23 protein-coding genes are annotated in these 16438 nt (G+C 62.5%); 2 read left to right on the forward strand and 21 right to left on the reverse strand.

Going from position 1 to position 16438, the window contains the following annotated elements:
* Positions 1-4 precede the first annotated feature (4 nt).
* Together BLS50_RS06860 and BLS50_RS06870 are read right to left on the reverse strand one after the other, a co-directional pair.
* Positions 5-2218 carry a cytochrome c biogenesis protein ResB gene (locus BLS50_RS06860; protein ID WP_069232086.1) on the reverse strand — a complete coding sequence of 738 codons (2214 nt, stop codon included), beginning with the start codon at positions 2216-2218 and terminating at the stop codon, positions 5-7.
* A 222-nt stretch (positions 2219-2440) separates the two neighbouring features.
* Positions 2441-3094 carry a c-type cytochrome gene (locus BLS50_RS06870; RefSeq protein WP_074801569.1) on the reverse strand — a complete coding sequence of 218 codons (654 nt, stop codon included), beginning with the start codon at positions 3092-3094 and terminating at the stop codon, positions 2441-2443.
* Positions 3095-3308: 214 nt separating this feature from the next.
* Here BLS50_RS06870 and yihA point away from each other — a divergent pair, with 214 nt between their 5' ends.
* Both yihA and hemB read left to right on the forward strand, forming a co-directional pair.
* Positions 3309-3968 carry a ribosome biogenesis GTP-binding protein YihA/YsxC gene (gene yihA, locus BLS50_RS06875; RefSeq protein ID WP_006477171.1) on the forward strand — a complete coding sequence of 220 codons (660 nt, stop codon included), beginning with the start codon at positions 3309-3311 and terminating at the stop codon, positions 3966-3968.
* Positions 3969-4220: 252 nt separating this feature from the next.
* On the forward strand, positions 4221-5219 hold the full coding sequence (hemB, locus tag BLS50_RS06880) for a porphobilinogen synthase (protein WP_074801571.1): 999 nt from the start codon (positions 4221-4223) through the stop codon (positions 5217-5219).
* Positions 5220-5348: 129 nt separating this feature from the next.
* On the opposite strand, the gene dsbD is transcribed toward hemB, so the two are convergent.
* The 19 genes from dsbD to rplX all read right to left on the reverse strand — a co-directional run bounded on the left by dsbD (position 5349) and on the right by rplX (position 16438).
* Positions 5349-7196 (reverse strand): protein-disulfide reductase DsbD, encoded by a 1848-nt coding sequence (gene dsbD, locus BLS50_RS06885; RefSeq protein WP_074801573.1) that lies wholly within the window; start codon positions 7194-7196, stop codon positions 5349-5351.
* Positions 7189-7515: a divalent-cation tolerance protein CutA gene (gene cutA / locus BLS50_RS06890; RefSeq protein WP_012327750.1), complete on the reverse strand. Its 327-nt coding sequence runs from the start codon at positions 7513-7515 to the stop codon at positions 7189-7191. Before cutA ends, dsbD begins: the two co-directional genes overlap by 8 nt.
* Positions 7516-7717: 202 nt before the next feature.
* The gene (gene rplQ, locus BLS50_RS06895; RefSeq protein WP_006477175.1) at positions 7718-8113 is read right to left on the reverse strand and encodes a 50S ribosomal protein L17; all 396 of its coding nucleotides are present in this window, start codon (positions 8111-8113) and stop codon (positions 7718-7720) included.
* A gap of 149 nt (positions 8114-8262) precedes the next feature.
* Positions 8263-9240 (reverse strand): DNA-directed RNA polymerase subunit alpha, encoded by a 978-nt coding sequence (locus BLS50_RS06900; protein WP_006477176.1) that lies wholly within the window; start codon positions 9238-9240, stop codon positions 8263-8265.
* A gap of 124 nt (positions 9241-9364) precedes the next feature.
* Positions 9365-9988, reverse strand: coding sequence for a 30S ribosomal protein S4 (rpsD, locus tag BLS50_RS06905; protein WP_006477177.1), 624 nt, complete (start codon positions 9986-9988; stop codon positions 9365-9367).
* A 154-nt stretch (positions 9989-10142) separates the two neighbouring features.
* Positions 10143-10544, reverse strand: coding sequence for a 30S ribosomal protein S11 (rpsK, locus tag BLS50_RS06910; RefSeq protein ID WP_004197937.1), 402 nt, complete (start codon positions 10542-10544; stop codon positions 10143-10145).
* A gap of 28 nt (positions 10545-10572) precedes the next feature.
* Positions 10573-10938, reverse strand: coding sequence for a 30S ribosomal protein S13 (gene rpsM, locus BLS50_RS06915; RefSeq protein ID WP_006477178.1), 366 nt, complete (start codon positions 10936-10938; stop codon positions 10573-10575).
* Between the two features lie 38 nt (positions 10939-10976).
* Positions 10977-11093 carry a 50S ribosomal protein L36 gene (gene rpmJ, locus BLS50_RS06920; RefSeq protein WP_004199844.1) on the reverse strand — a complete coding sequence of 39 codons (117 nt, stop codon included), beginning with the start codon at positions 11091-11093 and terminating at the stop codon, positions 10977-10979.
* A gap of 20 nt (positions 11094-11113) precedes the next feature.
* Complete coding sequence (gene infA / locus BLS50_RS06925) at positions 11114-11332, reverse strand: translation initiation factor IF-1 (RefSeq protein WP_004521905.1); 219 nt, start codon at positions 11330-11332, stop codon at positions 11114-11116.
* A 7-nt stretch (positions 11333-11339) separates the two neighbouring features.
* Positions 11340-12689, reverse strand: a complete 1350-nt coding sequence (gene secY / locus BLS50_RS06930) for a preprotein translocase subunit SecY (protein ID WP_006482915.1) — start codon at positions 12687-12689, stop codon at positions 11340-11342.
* 42 nt (positions 12690-12731) lie between these two features.
* Positions 12732-13166 (reverse strand): 50S ribosomal protein L15, encoded by a 435-nt coding sequence (rplO, locus tag BLS50_RS06935; protein WP_006477180.1) that lies wholly within the window; start codon positions 13164-13166, stop codon positions 12732-12734.
* 26 nt (positions 13167-13192) lie between these two features.
* Positions 13193-13375: a 50S ribosomal protein L30 gene (gene rpmD, locus BLS50_RS06940; protein ID WP_006400644.1), complete on the reverse strand. Its 183-nt coding sequence runs from the start codon at positions 13373-13375 to the stop codon at positions 13193-13195.
* Between the two features lie 15 nt (positions 13376-13390).
* Positions 13391-13909, reverse strand: coding sequence for a 30S ribosomal protein S5 (gene rpsE / locus BLS50_RS06945; RefSeq protein ID WP_006752931.1), 519 nt, complete (start codon positions 13907-13909; stop codon positions 13391-13393).
* 14 nt (positions 13910-13923) lie between these two features.
* The gene (gene rplR, locus BLS50_RS06950) at positions 13924-14289 is read right to left on the reverse strand and encodes a 50S ribosomal protein L18 (protein ID WP_006477183.1); all 366 of its coding nucleotides are present in this window, start codon (positions 14287-14289) and stop codon (positions 13924-13926) included.
* A gap of 12 nt (positions 14290-14301) precedes the next feature.
* Positions 14302-14832: a 50S ribosomal protein L6 gene (gene rplF / locus BLS50_RS06955; protein ID WP_006477184.1), complete on the reverse strand. Its 531-nt coding sequence runs from the start codon at positions 14830-14832 to the stop codon at positions 14302-14304.
* 18 nt (positions 14833-14850) lie between these two features.
* Complete coding sequence (rpsH, locus tag BLS50_RS06960; RefSeq protein WP_006477185.1) at positions 14851-15246, reverse strand: 30S ribosomal protein S8; 396 nt, start codon at positions 15244-15246, stop codon at positions 14851-14853.
* Positions 15247-15260: 14 nt separating this feature from the next.
* On the reverse strand, positions 15261-15566 hold the full coding sequence (gene rpsN / locus BLS50_RS06965; RefSeq protein WP_006482884.1) for a 30S ribosomal protein S14: 306 nt from the start codon (positions 15564-15566) through the stop codon (positions 15261-15263).
* A gap of 7 nt (positions 15567-15573) precedes the next feature.
* Positions 15574-16113: a 50S ribosomal protein L5 gene (rplE, locus tag BLS50_RS06970; protein ID WP_006477186.1), complete on the reverse strand. Its 540-nt coding sequence runs from the start codon at positions 16111-16113 to the stop codon at positions 15574-15576.
* Positions 16114-16129: 16 nt separating this feature from the next.
* Positions 16130-16438 (reverse strand): 50S ribosomal protein L24, encoded by a 309-nt coding sequence (rplX, locus tag BLS50_RS06975; protein WP_006477187.1) that lies wholly within the window; start codon positions 16436-16438, stop codon positions 16130-16132.

Genomic DNA, 16438 nt, shown 5'->3' on the forward strand with positions numbered 1-16438 from the left:
GATGTTACCGGGTGGAATTCTCGGAATCGGAACCGCCGCCGGCAGGCGAGCGGGCAGTCGAAGCCGCACCGGTGGGCGCGGCGTCGCGAGGTGCGGCGCGCAAGGCGGCGCCGGCCGCGTCGCGCGTCTGCACGAATTCTTTCTCGAAATCGAAGGTCTTGCGGGCCGTGGACATTGCCATCACCACATCGACGCCCGAACCGGCGTCCTTCAGCCAGAACCAGAGTCGCCGCTCGCGCACGTAGAACATCGAGAAGATGCCGGCGACCAGCAGCAGGCTGCCAAGATACACCAGATTCTTGCCGGGTGCGCGCGTCAACTGAAATACCGAAGCTTGCACCTGCTTGAACGAGTCAAGCTGCAAATAGACCGGCGATCCATACAAGAAGCTGTCGGATAGCGCGTTGATCGCGTTCTGCACGAAGCGGATCGTGTCGGTCCCCTGCTGCGCGGCCGGCTCGCCGGCCCGCTCGCGCGCGATCTGCCAGACCTCCCACATCGAGCCCTCGAGCATTCGCAGCAGCAGGCTCGCGGCCTTCTCCTGCTCGCCCTTCGGCACCGAGCGGTCGATGAAGGTCGCCACCGCCTGGAAACCACCGACCGGCTGGCCGTCCGCCCCGCGGCCGATGCTGTCGTCGCTCGCCGCAAAGAGGGTCAGCACCTTCGAGGCGCTGTCCTGCAGACGGCCGCGCAGCGACGCGTCGCCCGGCAGCGAGCGCTGCGCGAAGCGCGCGGCGGCTTCGGTACGCACGGCCGGGTCCTCGAGCGCGGCGCGCAGGCGCATCCATTCGCCGATCGAATCCTGGCTGTCGGCCGGAATCCGCATGTAGCGGAACGGATCGTTGGGGCTCGCGCGCACACCGGCGAGGAACACGCGCTCGCCGTTCATGTCGACGGGCAGCATGTAGTTGTTGAATTCGCGCGCCTGGCCGTCCTTGCCGCGAATCTTGTACTGCACCGACGGGCCGATGTTGTGGAGCTGCGTCGGCTTCGACGTCTTCGCGCCCGAGCCGAGCCGCTCGTCGAACACTTCCTTCAGCGAGCTGGTCGTCGCGACGCCGCGTACGTCCGGCTTGCCTTTCGCGTCGGCCATGTTCTCGACGTTGATCGCACGGAAGTCGGAGAACTCGATCGTGTCGCCGTCGGCGCCCGGAACCTGCAGCGGTGCCGAGCTGCCGATCGTGCCCTTCACCGGGACGGTCGCCGCCTGGCTGCCGGTCATCGGATAGGCCGTCATCTGCATCTGCGAGCCGCCGTCCTGGAAGCTCGACTGGTAGATCGACACGCCCTTGTACGTGAACGGCTTGTTGACCTCGACCCGTGCCGGGATCTTCCGGCCGGTCTCGCGATCGATCACGACGATGTCGCTGGCGAACAGCTTCGGCATGCCCGTCGTGTAGTAATCGACGATGAACTTGTCGAGCTGGATCGAGAACGGCAGATCTTGGATCAGCGAGCCGCTCGGCTGGTTCAGGATCGCGGTCGACACGAACTGGCCCTCCGGCACCCACGCATAGCCGCGGAACGTCGGGTTCGACGCGGACAGGCGATGGTCGGGCGAAATCTCGCTGATCGTCGCGCTCGTGTTGACCGGGCTCTTGCCGAATATCCACATCTGGAATTTGATCGGCAGGTTGCTGTCGAGCAGGCCGCCGATACAGATCACGACGATCGCGAGGTGTGCCGAGATGTAGCCCCACTTGGTCATCGCGCCGCGCTTCGCGGAAATCAGCGTCGCGCCGTCGGTTTCACGCACGACGTGCTTGTAGCCGGCCTTCGTGACGAAACTGGCGAGCGTCGCCGCGACGCTCGCGCGCGTGCCGGATGCCGTGTACTCGGCCTTGTGGTGGAATGCGCGCAGGCTGCCTTCGCGGACCTTGTCCTTCCAGCTCTTCGCATCGGCGAGCATCTTCGGCGCGTTGCGGATCACGCACAGCGAGATCGACACGACGAGGAAGATCAGGATCAGCATGAACCACCACGCGCTGTACACGGTGTACAGGCTGAGCGAGCGGAAGATGTCCGCCCAGAACGGCCCGAACTGGTTCACGTAGTTCGGATACGGATCGTCCTGGGTCAGGACCGTGCCGATGATGCTCGCGATCGACAACACCACCAGCAACGCGATCGCGAAACGCATCGAGCTCAGCAGCTCGACCGCACGTTTCGACGCACCCTGACCCGACTTCGACTGCAACCCCGACGTGGTAACGCTCATTCAAACTCCGACTAAGGGGAAACAGCCCCCACGCTCACTATGTTCGGCTCGGGAGGCGGCAGCCCCCCAATCGCCCGCAAGCCGCGCCATCCCGGCTCGGCCCGGCGCGTGCCGACAAAAAAGAAGGGCGAGGCAACCGCGACGACGCGGCGCCCCACCCTTTTCTTGTTCTGACTCCGGCCGCCCTTCGGGCGCCCGGTCATTCCATTCGCGGCTGACCGCTCAACGCAGGCCCGCGATGTAATCCGCGACGGCCTTGATCTCGGTATCCGACAGCCGCGACGCGATCTGATGCATCGCCTCGTTGTTGTTGCGCGCGCCGGCACCCTGCTGGAACGCGGTCAACTGCGCGACCGTGTAATCGGCCCATTGCCCCGACAGACGCGGGTACTGGACCGGGATCCCCTGCCCCGTCGGCCCGTGGCAGCTCGCGCAGGCCGGTACGCCCTTTTCCGCGATGCCGCCGCGATAGATCTTCTGGCCGACCGGCACCGTCGCCGCATTGCGTGCGGTACCGAGCTTCGTCGTCTGCGACCCGTAGTACGCGGCGACGTTGCGCATGTCGTCCGCGCTCAACGCGCTCGCGAATCCGACCATCACCGCGTTATTACGCACCGGCCCCTTCGCGCCCGGCTGCGTCTTGAAGTCGTTCAACTGCTTGACCAGATATTCGGGATGCTGGCCGGCGAGCTTCGGGAAACTGCCCGACGCGCTGTTGCCGTCGGCGCCGTGACACGACGCGCAGACCTGCCCGGCAATCGCCTTGCCGCGGTCCAGATCCGGCTTGGCCGCATCTGCCGCATTTGCCCCCGCTACGAAACCTACGAACCCTGCTGCAACCTGAAGCACCATCAGAGACTTGCACAGTCGATTCATTCGCACACCCTGTTTCGTCTTGTGGGAATTTGAGGTTCTGCAAAAAACGACGGCGTTCAGTCTACCGCAGAAGCCACATAAAAGCGCGAGGCAGGCGCCCGGTGGCCTTCGGTAAAACCGCCGTATTGTACAATATCGTGCTGAAAGCCCCCGCGCCTATCGGGGCTACCCCGCCTCCACCAAGCGGCTCGCGCCGCCCGTCCTTCCGGTTCCCATGGCCTTTCTGCTCCATCAAGCCCGCTTCTACACGACCGTCAACCATCTGCGCGACCTGCCGCCGACGGTTCAGCCGGAAATCGCGTTCGCGGGCCGCTCGAATGCCGGCAAGTCGACGGCGATCAACGTGCTGTGCAACCAGAAGCGGCTGGCCTTCGCGTCGAAGACGCCCGGCCGCACGCAGCATATCAACTACTTCTCCGTCGGCCCGGCCGCCGAGCCCGTCGCGAACCTCGTCGACCTGCCCGGCTACGGCTACGCGGAAGTGCCCGGTGCCGCCAAGGCGCACTGGGAAATGCTGCTGTCGTCCTATCTCGCGACGCGCTCGCAGCTCTGCGGCCTGATCCTGATGATGGATTCACGCCGTCCGCTGACCGATCTCGATCGACGGATGATCGAGTGGTTCGCACCGACCGGCAAGCCGATCCACACGCTGCTGACGAAGTGCGACAAATTGACGCGCCAGGAAAGCATCAATGCGCTGCGCAACACGCAGAAGGGGCTCGACGCGTATCGCGACCAGGGCGTGAAGGGCAAGCTGACGGTCCAGCTGTTCTCGGCGCTGAAGCGTACGGGGCTCGACGAGGCCCATGAACTGATCGAGAGCTGGCTGCGGCCGTCCGTCGCCGACGAAAAAAGCGAGCCTGTAGCACAATGAGCGGGCAACGCGCGGCTGGGATCGGCTGTGCGCACCTGACGGCACCTGCGGATTCGGCCGGCTCATAAAAAAACCCGCCGTTGAACGGCGGGTCAAACAGCCTAATCGAAAAACGACAGGCACCCGCTCAGGGAGGAGAAGCGGGGAGCTGCACGCAACGCGTGCCGCTCGATCGCTATCATATACCAACGATCTCGAAAATGACCTAAGGGTTCCGTAAGGTCTTCTTGCCCTGATTTCTGCCAAATCGCCATGAGCTTCCATCCGCTTCATCGTCCGCGCCGGATGCGCCGCGACGACTTCTCCCGCCGCCTGATGCGCGAAAACCGCCTGACCACCGACGACCTGATCTACCCGGTGTTCGTCGTCGAAGGCACCCAGCAACGCCAGCCCATCCCGTCGATGCCCGGCGTCGAGCGCGTGTCGGTCGACCTGCTGATGCAGGTCGCCGAGCAGTGCGTCGAACTCGGCGTGCCCGTGCTGTCGCTGTTCCCGGCCATCGATCCGTCGGTGAAAACGCCCGACGGCCGCGAGGCGGCCAATCCGGAAGGCCTGATTCCGCGCGCCGTGCGTGAGCTGAAAAAGCGCTTCCCCGAGCTCGGCGTGCTGACCGACGTCGCGCTCGATCCGTACACGAGCCACGGCCAGGACGGCGTGCTCGACGAGAACGGCTACGTGATCAACGACGATACGATCGAAATCCTGATCGAACAGGCGCGTGCGCAGGCCGAAGCCGGCGTCGACATCGTCGCGCCGTCGGACATGATGGACGGGCGCATCGGCGCGATCCGCGAGATGCTGGAAAGCGACGGTCATATCCATACGCGGATCATGGCCTATTCGGCGAAGTTCGCGTCGGCGTTCTACGGCCCGTTCCGCGATGCGGTCGGTTCGGCATCCAACCTGGGCAAGGGCAACAAGATGACCTACCAGATGGATCCGGCGAACAGCGACGAAGCGCTGCGTGAAGTGCGCCTCGACATCGACGAAGGCGCCGACATGGTGATGGTCAAGCCCGGCATGCCGTATCTCGACATCGTGCGCCGCGTGAAGGACGAGTTCCGCTTCCCGACCTACGTGTACCAGGTGAGCGGCGAATACGCGATGCTGAAGGCGGCCGCGATGAACGGCTGGCTCGACCACGACAAGGTCGTGCTCGAATCGCTGCTCGCGTTCAAGCGGGCAGGCGCCGACGGTGTGCTCACGTACTTCGCGCTCGATGCCGCGCGTCTGCTGAAAGCGCAGCGCTGATCGCGCATCGGCACGCACCTGCAAAAACGGCGGGACACCTCGGTGTTCCGCCGTTTTTTGTTTACCGTCGATCGAGACTGTCAGCCGGCCCGAATCTTCCGTTCGCCGGTTCGCTCCCGGCGGCTACCGTCATACCGTCGGCACGGCCGCCCGATCGAGGCTGCGCAGGAACGTGTCGGCCGCCTGATAGCCGACCACCCGGCCGATCTCGTTGCCGTTGCGATCGAAGAAGATGATGCCCGGCGGCCCGAACAGGTTGAAGCGTTTGAGCAGCGCCTGATCGTCCGGGTTGTTCGCGGTGACGTCCGCGCGCACCAGGTGAAGCTTCGCGAGCCGCGCCTGCACGCGCGCGTCGGTGAACGTCAGATGCTCCATCTCCTTGCAGCTCACGCACCAATCGGCGTAGAAGTCGAGCATCACGGGCTGGCCCGACGTCTTCAGCAGCGCGTCGAGTTCGCCGCTCGAGCGCACCGATGCGAACGCGGGACCGTCCTGCGCACCAGCCGCGCCGGCCGTCGCCGCGCCGCCGGACGCTACCGTACGCGCCGCCAGCACGGCCAGCGGCTTGACGGGATCGGTCGAGCCCGCAGCCAGACCGACGAGCAGCGTCGCGGCCCAGATCGCGAGCGCGGCGCCCACGCCGCGGCCCAGGCGGCGCCAGATCGACGCGGCACCGGCATTCGGCGTGAACAGCCCGAGCGCCGCGGCCGCGATCAGCAGCCAAAACGCCGCGAGCACCATCTTCAGCGCGCCCGCCAGCACCGGCCACACGATCCACAACGCGGCCGCGAGCAGCACGATGCCGAAGAACACCTTGACGCCGTCCATCCACGCACCTGCGCGCGGCAGCACCGTCCCGGCCCCGACGCCGACGACCAGCAGCGGCACGCCGAGCCCGAGCCCCATCGCGAACAGCGCCGCGCCGCCGAGCAACGCATTGCCGGTGTGCGCGATGAAAGCGAGCACGGCGAACAGCGGCGCCGTCATGCACGCGCCGACGACCAGCGCCGACAACGCGCCCATCGCCGCAACCGCGACGAAGTGGCCGCCCTGGCGCGCGCTCGATGCCTCGGCCGCGCCGTTCTGCCAGCGCTCCGGCAGGGCGATGTCCTTGCCCGAAATCAGCGATATCGCGAACGCGGTCAGCAGCACGCCGAACGCGCCGAGCACCCACGGATTCTGCAACCACGCGCCGAGGCTCTGGCCGACCAGCGCGGCGGCGATCCCGAGTACCGTGTAGACCAGCGCCATGCCGACCACGTAGGTCAGCGACAGCGCGAAGCCGCGTGCATGCGTCGCGCGCGTGCCCTGGCCGATAATGATCGCGGACACGATCGGAATCATCGGGTACGAACACGGCAGCAGGCTCAGCACGACACCCGCGACGAAATAGAGCGCGACGATCGTGAAGAAGCCGTGGCCTTCGAGCAGCGACTGCGCGAAATCGGCGCTCGTGACCTTGTCGAACCAGCTACCCGCGGCAGCCGTGTCACCGGACGAGGAGGCGGCGCCGAGCGCTGCGCCATCGACCTTCATCACGTGCTCGGCCGGCGGATAGCAGATCCCTTCGTCCGCACACCCTTGCGACGTCACCGCGAGCTCGAATGGCCCGGCCGCCTGCTTTACCGGCACGTGAACGACGACTTCATCGCGATAGGTCTCGACGTTCTTCTGGAACGTCTGGTCGAACTTCACGTGACCGGCCGGGAATTGCGGCTCGCCGAGCGTGGCCTGACCGCTCTTCACCGCGAACGCGAACCGCTCGCGATACATGTAATAGCCGTTGGCGATCTTGAAGCGGACGTCCACCTGTCCCGGCGATTCGCTCGCGCTGAACTTGAATGCAACCGACGGATCGAGGAAATCGTCGGCCGCGCGCGCGGCGGACAATCCGCCCAGCACGAGCACGAACGACAACAGGACCGCAAGAAACCGCAGCGCGCGCACGCGCACCGAAAGCGCCATACCGTTAAACATGAAATAGACGTTGAGTTTCGCTGGTCACCCACTGGCCATACGCGGCCGATGCCGTCGTCTGCCACGAGACGATTTCGGGCGTCTCGTAAGGATGATGCGCGAGAATGAACCGCTCCAGTTCGAGTGCCCGGATCGGGCTCGTCTTGAACAGCAACTGGATCTCGTCGGCCGTTTCGACCTTGCCCTGCCAGTGATAGCGCGACTTGATCGTGCCGAGCTCGGACACGCACGCGGCCAGCCGCGCGTCGAGCGCGCCGTCCGCGAGCGCCGCGGCCGTCGCCGCATCGGGGACCGTCGTCAGCATCAGCACCACTATCATCCGCGCCCTCCTAACGAGTCTGCCGGCTTCTGTCGGCGCCGGTTACGCGTTCAGGGACCGCACCGGTTGCCCCGTATCGTAGCGCAGCCCGCGCGACGCTGCCGGCACCGGCCTGCGACAATCGATCGCAGCCGGCATCTCAAAAACAAAAAGGGCCAAGCAATTGCTCGGCCCCTTTCAGATCCTGCTGCGTACCGGAAGCTTACTCAGCTTCTTGCACGTTTTCCGTTTCGTCGACTTCCGGACGATCGAGCAGTTCGACCAGTGCCATCGGTGCGTTGTCGCCCACGCGGAAGCCGAACTTCAGCACGCGCAGGTAGCCGCCCGGACGGTTCGCGAAACGCGGACCGAGCACGTCGAACAGCTTCGCCACCGAGTCACGATCGCGCAGGCGGTTGAACGCCAGGCGACGGTTTGCCAGCGACGGCTTCTTGCCGAGCGTGATCAGCGGCTCGACGACCTTACGGAGTTCCTTCGCCTTCGGCAGCGTCGTCTTGATGACTTCGTGCTCGATCAGCGAGTTGGACATGTTACGGAGCATAGCCAGACGGTGGCTGCTCGTGCGGTTCAGTTTCCGCAGACCATGACGATGGCGCATTTCAGTTTCCTTGATTCAAAGTTTTGGTCCAGCTCTTCTATCGCACCTCGAAGGGTGCACGGGCCGGTAACGAAAAAAAGCAAGATGCGGATTTTAAAGGAAAATCCGCATCTTTGCCAACTACAGCTATAGCCAGGCTACAACCGGGCTTACTTGTCGAGACCAGCCGGCGGCCAGTTCTCGAGCTTCATGCCCAGCGTGAGACCGCGCGAAGCGAGCACTTCCTTGATCTCGTTGAGCGACTTGCGACCGAGGTTCGGCGTCTTCAGCAGCTCGTTTTCCGTGCGCTGGATCAGATCGCCGATGTAGTAGATGTTCTCGGCCTTCAGGCAGTTCGCCGAACGAACCGTCAGCTCGAGATCGTCCACCGGACGCAGCAGGATCGGATCGATCTGCGGTGCACGCGACGGCGCTTCGGCTGCCGTTTCCGTGCCTTCCAGCGCCGCGAACACGGACAGCTGGTCGACCAGGATGCGGGCCGACTGGCGGATCGCTTCTTCCGGCGTGATCACGCCGCTCGTCTCGATGTTCATCACGAGCTTGTCGAGGTCGGTACGCTGCTCGACACGTGCGCTTTCAACGGCATAGCTCACGCGGCGAACCGGCGAGAACGATGCGTCGAGGACGATGCGGCCGATAATCTTGGCCGTGTCTTCGCCATAGCGACGGACGTTGCCGGGCACATAGCCGCGACCCTTTTCGATCTTGATCTGAACGTCGAGCTTGCCGCCCTTCGACAGATGCGCAATCACGTGATTCGGGTTGATGACTTCGCAATCGTGAGCCAGCTCGATATCGCCGGCCGTCACGACGCCTTCACCTTCCTTGCGCAGCGTAACCGTCACTTCGTCACGGTTATGCAGCTTGAACACCACGCCCTTCAGGTTCAGCAGCAGGTTGACGACGTCTTCCTGCACGCCATCCAGCGTCGAGTACTCGTGCACCACGCCTGCGATCGTGACTTCGGTCGGCGCGTAGCCCACCATCGACGACAGCAGCACGCGGCGAAGCGCATTGCCCAAGGTGTGGCCGTAACCGCGTTCGAACGGTTCCATGACCACCCTCGCGTGGTTCTCGCCCAGCGATTCCACGGCGATGATCTTGGGTTTCAGCAAACTGGTTTGCATGGGCTTTCCTTTTCAATACCCTCGGCTCGTTACACCGATAAGGCTGACCGGTAACAACCAGAAAATAAACAGCCGAGGCCCCTCCTTGCGCAACGCAATCGGGGTACCTCGGCCGTCAATCGGATTAACGCGAATACAATTCGACGATCAGGCTTTCGTTGATGTCGCCTGCGATTTCAGCGCGTTCCGGCATTTGCTTGAACGTGCCTTCGAACTTCTTCGCATCGACTGCAACCCAGCTCGGCATGCCGCCTTGCTCGGCCAGCGACAGCGCTTCGACGATACGCGCCTGCTTCTTCGCCTTTTCGCGGATCGCGACGACGTCACCCGCCTTCACTTGCTGCGACGGGACGTTTGCGACGACGCCGTTCACGGTGATCGACTTGTGGCTCACCAGCTGACGCGCTTCAGCGCGGGTCGAGCCGAAGCCCATGCGATACACGACGTTGTCGAGGCGCGACTCGAGCAGTTGCAGCAGGTTTTCACCCGTGTTGCCCTTGCGACGATCGGCTTCAGCGAAGTAGCGACGGAACTGACGCTCCAGCACGCCGTAGATACGCTTGACCTTCTGCTTTTCGCGCAGCTGCGTACCGTAGTCGGACGTACGTGCGCCCGAGGTACGGCCGTGCTGACCCGGCTTGCTGTCGAGCTTGCACTTGTCGGCGAGCGAACGGCGTGCGCTCTTCAGGAACAGGTCGGTGCCTTCACGGCGGGACAGCTTGGCTTTGGGGCCGATATAACGTGCCACTTTGCATTCCTTTATCAATCAGTCACGCGGATCGAAATCCGCGCTAGTCCGCTCCCTTTGGGGCGAACGGTGGGCTTAGTCAATCAAAAAAGCAACGCCCGTCGACGCTGAGCGGCGACAGGCAATGCGCTAGCACGAACGTGCCAGCACATCCTTAGATACGACGACGCTTCGGCGGGCGGCAGCCGTTGTGCGGAATCGGGGTGACGTCCGAAATCGCGGTGATCTTGATGCCGAGGCCGTGCAGTGCGCGCACTGCCGACTCGCGACCCGGGCCCGGGCCCTTGATCCGCACTTCCAGATTCTTCACGCCGTATTCCATCGCGACGCGGCCAGCCGACTCGGCTGCGACCTGAGCAGCGAACGGCGTCGATTTGCGCGAGCCCTTGAAGCCCTGACCGCCCGACGTCGCCCATGCCAGAGCGTTGCCTTGGCGATCGGTGATCGTGATGATCGTGTTGTTGAACGACGCGTGAACGTGAACCACGCCTTCAGCGACGTTCTTCTTAACCTTCTTGCGAACGCGTTGCGCCGCGGTGTTCGAAGCCTTAGCCATTACGTTTTCCTGTAACTGTCAGTTCCGCTTACTTCTTCAGCGCTTGCGCTGCACGACGCGGACCCTTGCGGGTACGTGCGTTCGTACGCGTACGCTGACCGCGCATCGGCAGGCCCTTGCGATGACGGACGCCGCGGTAGCAACCGAGGTCCATCAGGCGCTTGATGTTCATCGTCACTTCACGGCGCAGATCGCCTTCGACGACAAACTTGCCCACTTCTTCACGCAGCTTTTCCAGGTCTGCGTCGGTCAGATCCTTGACCTTCTTCGAAAAATCGACGCCAGCTGCCACGCAGATGCTGCGCGAACGGGTGCGGCCGACACCAAAGATAGCCGTCAGGCCGATCTCGGTGTGCTGGTGATTCGGGATGTTAACCCCTGCGATACGAGCCATTGTTTTTCCTCAAACAAAAAGCGCAAACAAACGCGCGGTCAGCCTTGGCGCTGCTTGTGGCGCGGATCCGAGCTGCAGATCACGCGAACGACGCCTTTGCGCTTGATGATCTTGCAATTGCGGCAAATGCGCTTAACCGATGCCATCACTTTCATGATAATACCCTTTTTTCAAATCACTTCGCCCGGAACACGATCCGCGCACGAGACAGATCGTAAGGCGTCAACTCAACCGTCACCTTGTCGCCGGGCAGAATGCGGATGTAGTGCATCCGCATCTTTCCGGAAATATGCCCCAACACGACATGGCCGTTTTCCAGCTTCACACGGAAGGTCGCATTCGGGAGGTTTTCAATCACCTCACCCTGCATCTGGATTACATCGTCTTTGGCCATAGTCCTTTCAACGCATCGGGATGTTGCCGCCCTTGAAGTTAGCCTTCTTGAGCAGTGACTCATACTGTTGCGACATAACGTACGACTGCACCTGCGCCATAAAGTCCATCGTGACGACGACAATGATCAGCAGCGACGTTCCACCAAAATAAAACGGCACGTTCCAGCGCAGCACCAGGAATTCCGGCAGCAGACACACGAAGACGATGTAGATCGCACCGGCCAGCGTCAGACGCGTGAGGATGCGGTCGATATATCGTGCGGTCTGATCGCCCGGACGAATGCCCGGAACAAACGCGCCGCTCTTCTTCAGGTTGTCCGCGGTCTCCCTGCTGTTGAACACCAGTGCGGTGTAGAAGAAGCAGAAAAACACGATTGCCAGCGTGTACAGCAGCACGTAGACCGGCTGCCCCGGCTTCAGCGCTTCCGCAACGTTATGCAACGTATTGGAAATCCAGCTTCCCGTCGGCTGACCGGTACTGAACCAGCCGAGAATCGTTGCCGGGAACAGAATGATCGACGATGCAAAGATCGGCGGAATCACGCCCGACATGTTCAGCTTCAGCGGCAGATGCGACGACTGCCCACCGTAGATCTTGTTGCCGACCTGACGCTTCGCGTAGTTCACGAGGATCTTGCGCTGACCGCGTTCGATGAACACGACCAGGTAAGTCACCGCGGCGATCAGAACCACGATGATGATCGCCGAAATGATGCTCATCGAACCCGTACGCACCAGCTCGAACAACCCACCCACGGCATTCGGGAACCCTGCTGCGATCCCGCCGAAGATGATGATCGAGATACCGTTGCCCAGACCACGCTCGGTAATCTGCTCGCCGAGCCACATCAGGAACATCGTGCCCGTCACCAGCGTCACGACCGTCGTCAGACGGAACAGCATGCCGGGATCGGTGACGAGGCCCGGCTGGTTTTCCAGCGCGGCCGCGATACCGAATGCCTGGAAGGTCGCGAGCACCACGGTGAAATACCGCGTGTACTGCGTGATCTTCCGTTGCCCTGCCTGCCCTTCCTTCTTCAGCGCCTCGAGCTGCGGCGAAACGATCGCCAGCAACTGCATGATGATCGACGCCGAGATGTACGGCATGATCCCCAGCGCAAAGATCGTGAAGCGGGACAGTGCGCCACCCGAGAACATGTTGAACATGCCCAGGATGCCGCCCGCCTGGCTCTGGAACAGCTTAGCCAGTTGATCCGGATCGATGCCCGGCACGGGAATGTGCGCGCCGATGCGATAGACGATCAGCGCCAGGAGCAGGAACATCGCTCGCCGGCGCAGATCGCCGAATTTCGCCGTGCTTCGACCGGGTTTTGCAAGACTCGGGCTGTTAGCCAAGTACCTTCTCCGATGAATGCAAGTGACGACGCGCTACGCGTGTCACTCGGCGAACGAACCGCCAGCCGCTTCGATCGCAGCGCGCGCACCCTTGGTGGCACCGAGACCCTTCACGACGATCTTGCGCTTCAGTTCGCCCGTCGCGATGATCTTTGCGCTCTTCGTCAGCTCGCCGACCAGGCCGGCTTGCTTCAGTGCGAGCAGATCGATCTCGTCGACCGGCAGCTTCTCGAGGTCGCTCAGGCGCACTTCACCGACGAATTCCTTCGTCAGCGACGTGAAGCCGCGCTTCGGCAGACGACGTTGCAGCGGCATCTGACCGCCTTCGAAACCGACTTTGTGGAAGCCGCCCGAACGCGATTTCTGACCCTTGTGACCACGGCCAGCCGTCTTGCCGAGGCCCGAACCGATGCCACGACCGACGCGACGCTTGGCGTGCTTTGCACCAGCGGCCGGCTTCAGGTTATTCAATTCCATATCAACTCCTTGATCCGTAGGGCCGCTTACGCGATGACCTTAACGAGGTACGAGACCTTGTTGATCATGCCGCGGACCGCCGGCGTGTCCTGCAGCTCGCTAACCGAATTGAGTCGGCGCAGGCCCAGGCCACGCACGGTCGCGCGGTGCGATTCGCGGGTCCCGATCAGGCTCTTGACGAGCTGAACCTTGACAGTTTTTTCAGACATGGTGACCACCCGGGCTTAGCCCAAAATATCTTCGACGGACTTGCCGCGCTTCGCCGCGATGTCTGCCGGGGTCGACTGCTTGCGCAGACCGTCCAGCGTGGCGCGAACGAGGTTGTACGGGTTCGTCGAACCGTGGCTCTTCGCCACGACGTTCTGAACGCCCATCACGTCGAACACTGCGCGCATCGGGCCGCCGGCGATCACGCCCGTACCTGCCTTCGCCGGAGCGAGGAGGACAGCGGATGCGCCATGCTTGCCGTGCACTTCGTGCTGCAGCGTGCCGTTCTTGAGCGGCACCTTGAACATGTTGCGGCGAGCTTGTTCCATTGCCTTCTGGACAGCGACCGGCACTTCCTTCGCCTTGCCCTTGCCCATACCGATGCGGCCATCACCATCGCCAACCACGGTCAGTGCGGCGAAGCCGAGAATACGGCCACCCTTCACGACCTTGGTCACGCGATTGACCGAAATCATCTTTTCGCGAAGGCCGTCGTCGCGCTCGTCAGCCTGAACTTTCGCTTGCATCTTTGCCATGACGAATTCCTTCCTTAGAACTTGAGCCCAGCTTCGCGAGCTGCCTCAGCCAGCGCCTTGACGCGGCCGTGGTAGCGGAAGCCCGAGCGGTCGAAGGCGACGGATTCGATGCCGGCAGCCTTTGCCTTTTCGGCAATACGCTTGCCGATCAGCGTCGCGGCATTGACGTTGCCGCCCTTGCCCGACTTGTCGGCCAGTTCTGCGCGCACTTCTGCCTCGAGCGTCGACGCGCTGGCGAGCACCTTGGTGCCGCAGGGCGAGAACACTTGAGCGTAGATGTGCGTGTTCGTGCGATGCACGGCGAGACGCGCGACCTGCAGCTCAGCGATCTTGATACGCGTCTGGCGAGCGCGGCGCAGGCGAGATTGAGTCTTATCCATGATTGCGCACCCTTACTTCTTCTTCGTTTCTTTGAGGATCACAACCTCGTCGGCATAACGCACGCCCTTGCCCTTGTAGGGCTCCGGCGGACGGTAACCGCGGACTTCCGCAGCCACTTGACCGACTTGTTGCTTGTTGATCCCCTTGATCACGATTTCGGTTTGCGTCGGGGTTTCGGCCTTGACGCCTTCCGGCATCTGGTGCACCACCGGGTGCGAGAAACCCAGCGACAGGTTCAGCTTGTCGCCTTGCGCTTGCGCACGGTAACCGACGCCAACCAGCGTCAGCTTGCGCTCGAAACCCTTGGTCACGCCGTGCACGGCATTCGCGATGATCGCGCGCATCGTGCCCGACAGTGCATTTGCTTCGCGGCTTTCGTCGACCGGCGACAGATTCAGCGTGCCGTCGTTGTTCGCCACGTTCACGAGCGGATTGATCGCTTGCGTGATGGTGCCCAGCGGACCCTTGACGGTGATTGCACCGTCGGCCAGCTTGACTTCCGCGCCTTGCAGCGCGATCGGGCTCTTACCTACTCGAGACATGTTTCTCTCTCCTCGGCTTTAAGCGACGTAGCAGATGACTTCGCCGCCGACGCCGGTAGCGCGCGCCTTGCGGTCGGTCATCACGCCCTTCGGCGTCGACACGATTGCCACACCGAGGCCGTTCATGACCTGCGGAATGTCGTTACGGCCGCGGTACACGCGCAGACCAGGCTTCGACACGCGTTCGAGGCGTTCGATGACCGGGCGACCTGCGTAGTACTTCAGCGCGATATTCAGTTCGGACTTCGCACCTTCCGCCTTCACGGCGAAATCGTCGATATAGCCTTCGTCCTTCAGGACTTGCGCGATTGCAACCTTGACCTTCGACGAGGGCATCGCGACCGATACCTTCTCGACCATCTGCGCGTTGCGGATGCGAGTCAGCATATCGGCGATAGGATCACTCATGCTCATTTACGTTTCTCCTATTACCAGCTCGCCTTGGTCAGGCCAGGAATCTCGCCACGGAATGCGATTTCACGAATCTTGTTACGCGCGAGGCCGAATTTACGGAACGTGCCACGCGGACGGCCCGTGATCGCGCAGCGGTTACGCTGGCGGGTCGGGTTTGCGTTGCGGGGCAGTTGCTGCAGCTCCAGGCGTGCTTCGTAGCGCTCTTCTTCCGACTTGCTTTGGTCTTCGACGATCGCCTTCAGCGCTTCGCGCTTTGCTGCGAACTTCGCGACCAGGCGGGCGCGCTTCTTTTCACGTTCGATCAGTGCCAGTTTAGCCACGGTAACCTCAGTTTCTGAACGGGAACTTGAAGCTGGCGAGCAGAGCCTTTGCTTCGTCGTCGGTCTTCGCAGTCGTCGTGATGCTGATGTTCAGCCCACGCAGTGCGTCGATCTTGTCGTAATCGATTTCGGGGAAAATGATCTGCTCTTTCACACCGATGTTGTAGTTGCCACGGCCATCGAAAGCACGACCCGACACACCGCGGAAGTCACGCACGCGGGGCAGGGCAACCGTCACGAAACGGTCGAGGAATTCGTACATCGCCTGGCCACGCAGCGTCACCATCGCGCCGATGGGGTAACCCTGGCGGATCTTGAAGCCTGCGATTGCCTTGCGAGCCTTCGTGACGACCGGCTTCTGGCCGGCGATCTTCGTGAGGTCGCCAACGGCGTTCTCGATGATCTTCTTGTCAGCGATCGCTTCGCCAAGACCCATGTTCAGCGTGATCTTGGTGATGCGCGGCACTTCCATGACCGACTTGTAACCGAACTTCTCGATCAGGCCGGGCACAACCTTTTCTTTGTAAAACTCTTGAAAACGAGCCATTTTTTACTCCGCTGCGTCAGGCGCTCAGTACGGCACCGGTCGTCTTCAGGAAGCGAACCTTCTTGCCTTCCTCGACCTTGATGCCAACACGCGACGCCTTGCCATTCGCGTCGACCAGTGCGACGTTCGAAATATGCAGGGGCATCGTCTTCGCTTCCACGCCGCCCGTCGTACCCTTCATCGGGTTCGGCTTCACATGCTTCTTGACGAGGTTGATACCTTCAACCGTCACATGTTCAGCACCGACAGCCAGCACGACGCCGCGCTTGCCCTTGTCCTTGCCAGTGACGACGATGACTTCGTCACCTTTGCGAATCTTGTTCAT

Origin of the sequence: Burkholderia orbicola (assembly GCF_900100915.1) — a bacterium.
GTDB classification, from domain to species: domain Bacteria; phylum Pseudomonadota; class Gammaproteobacteria; order Burkholderiales; family Burkholderiaceae; genus Burkholderia; species Burkholderia orbicola.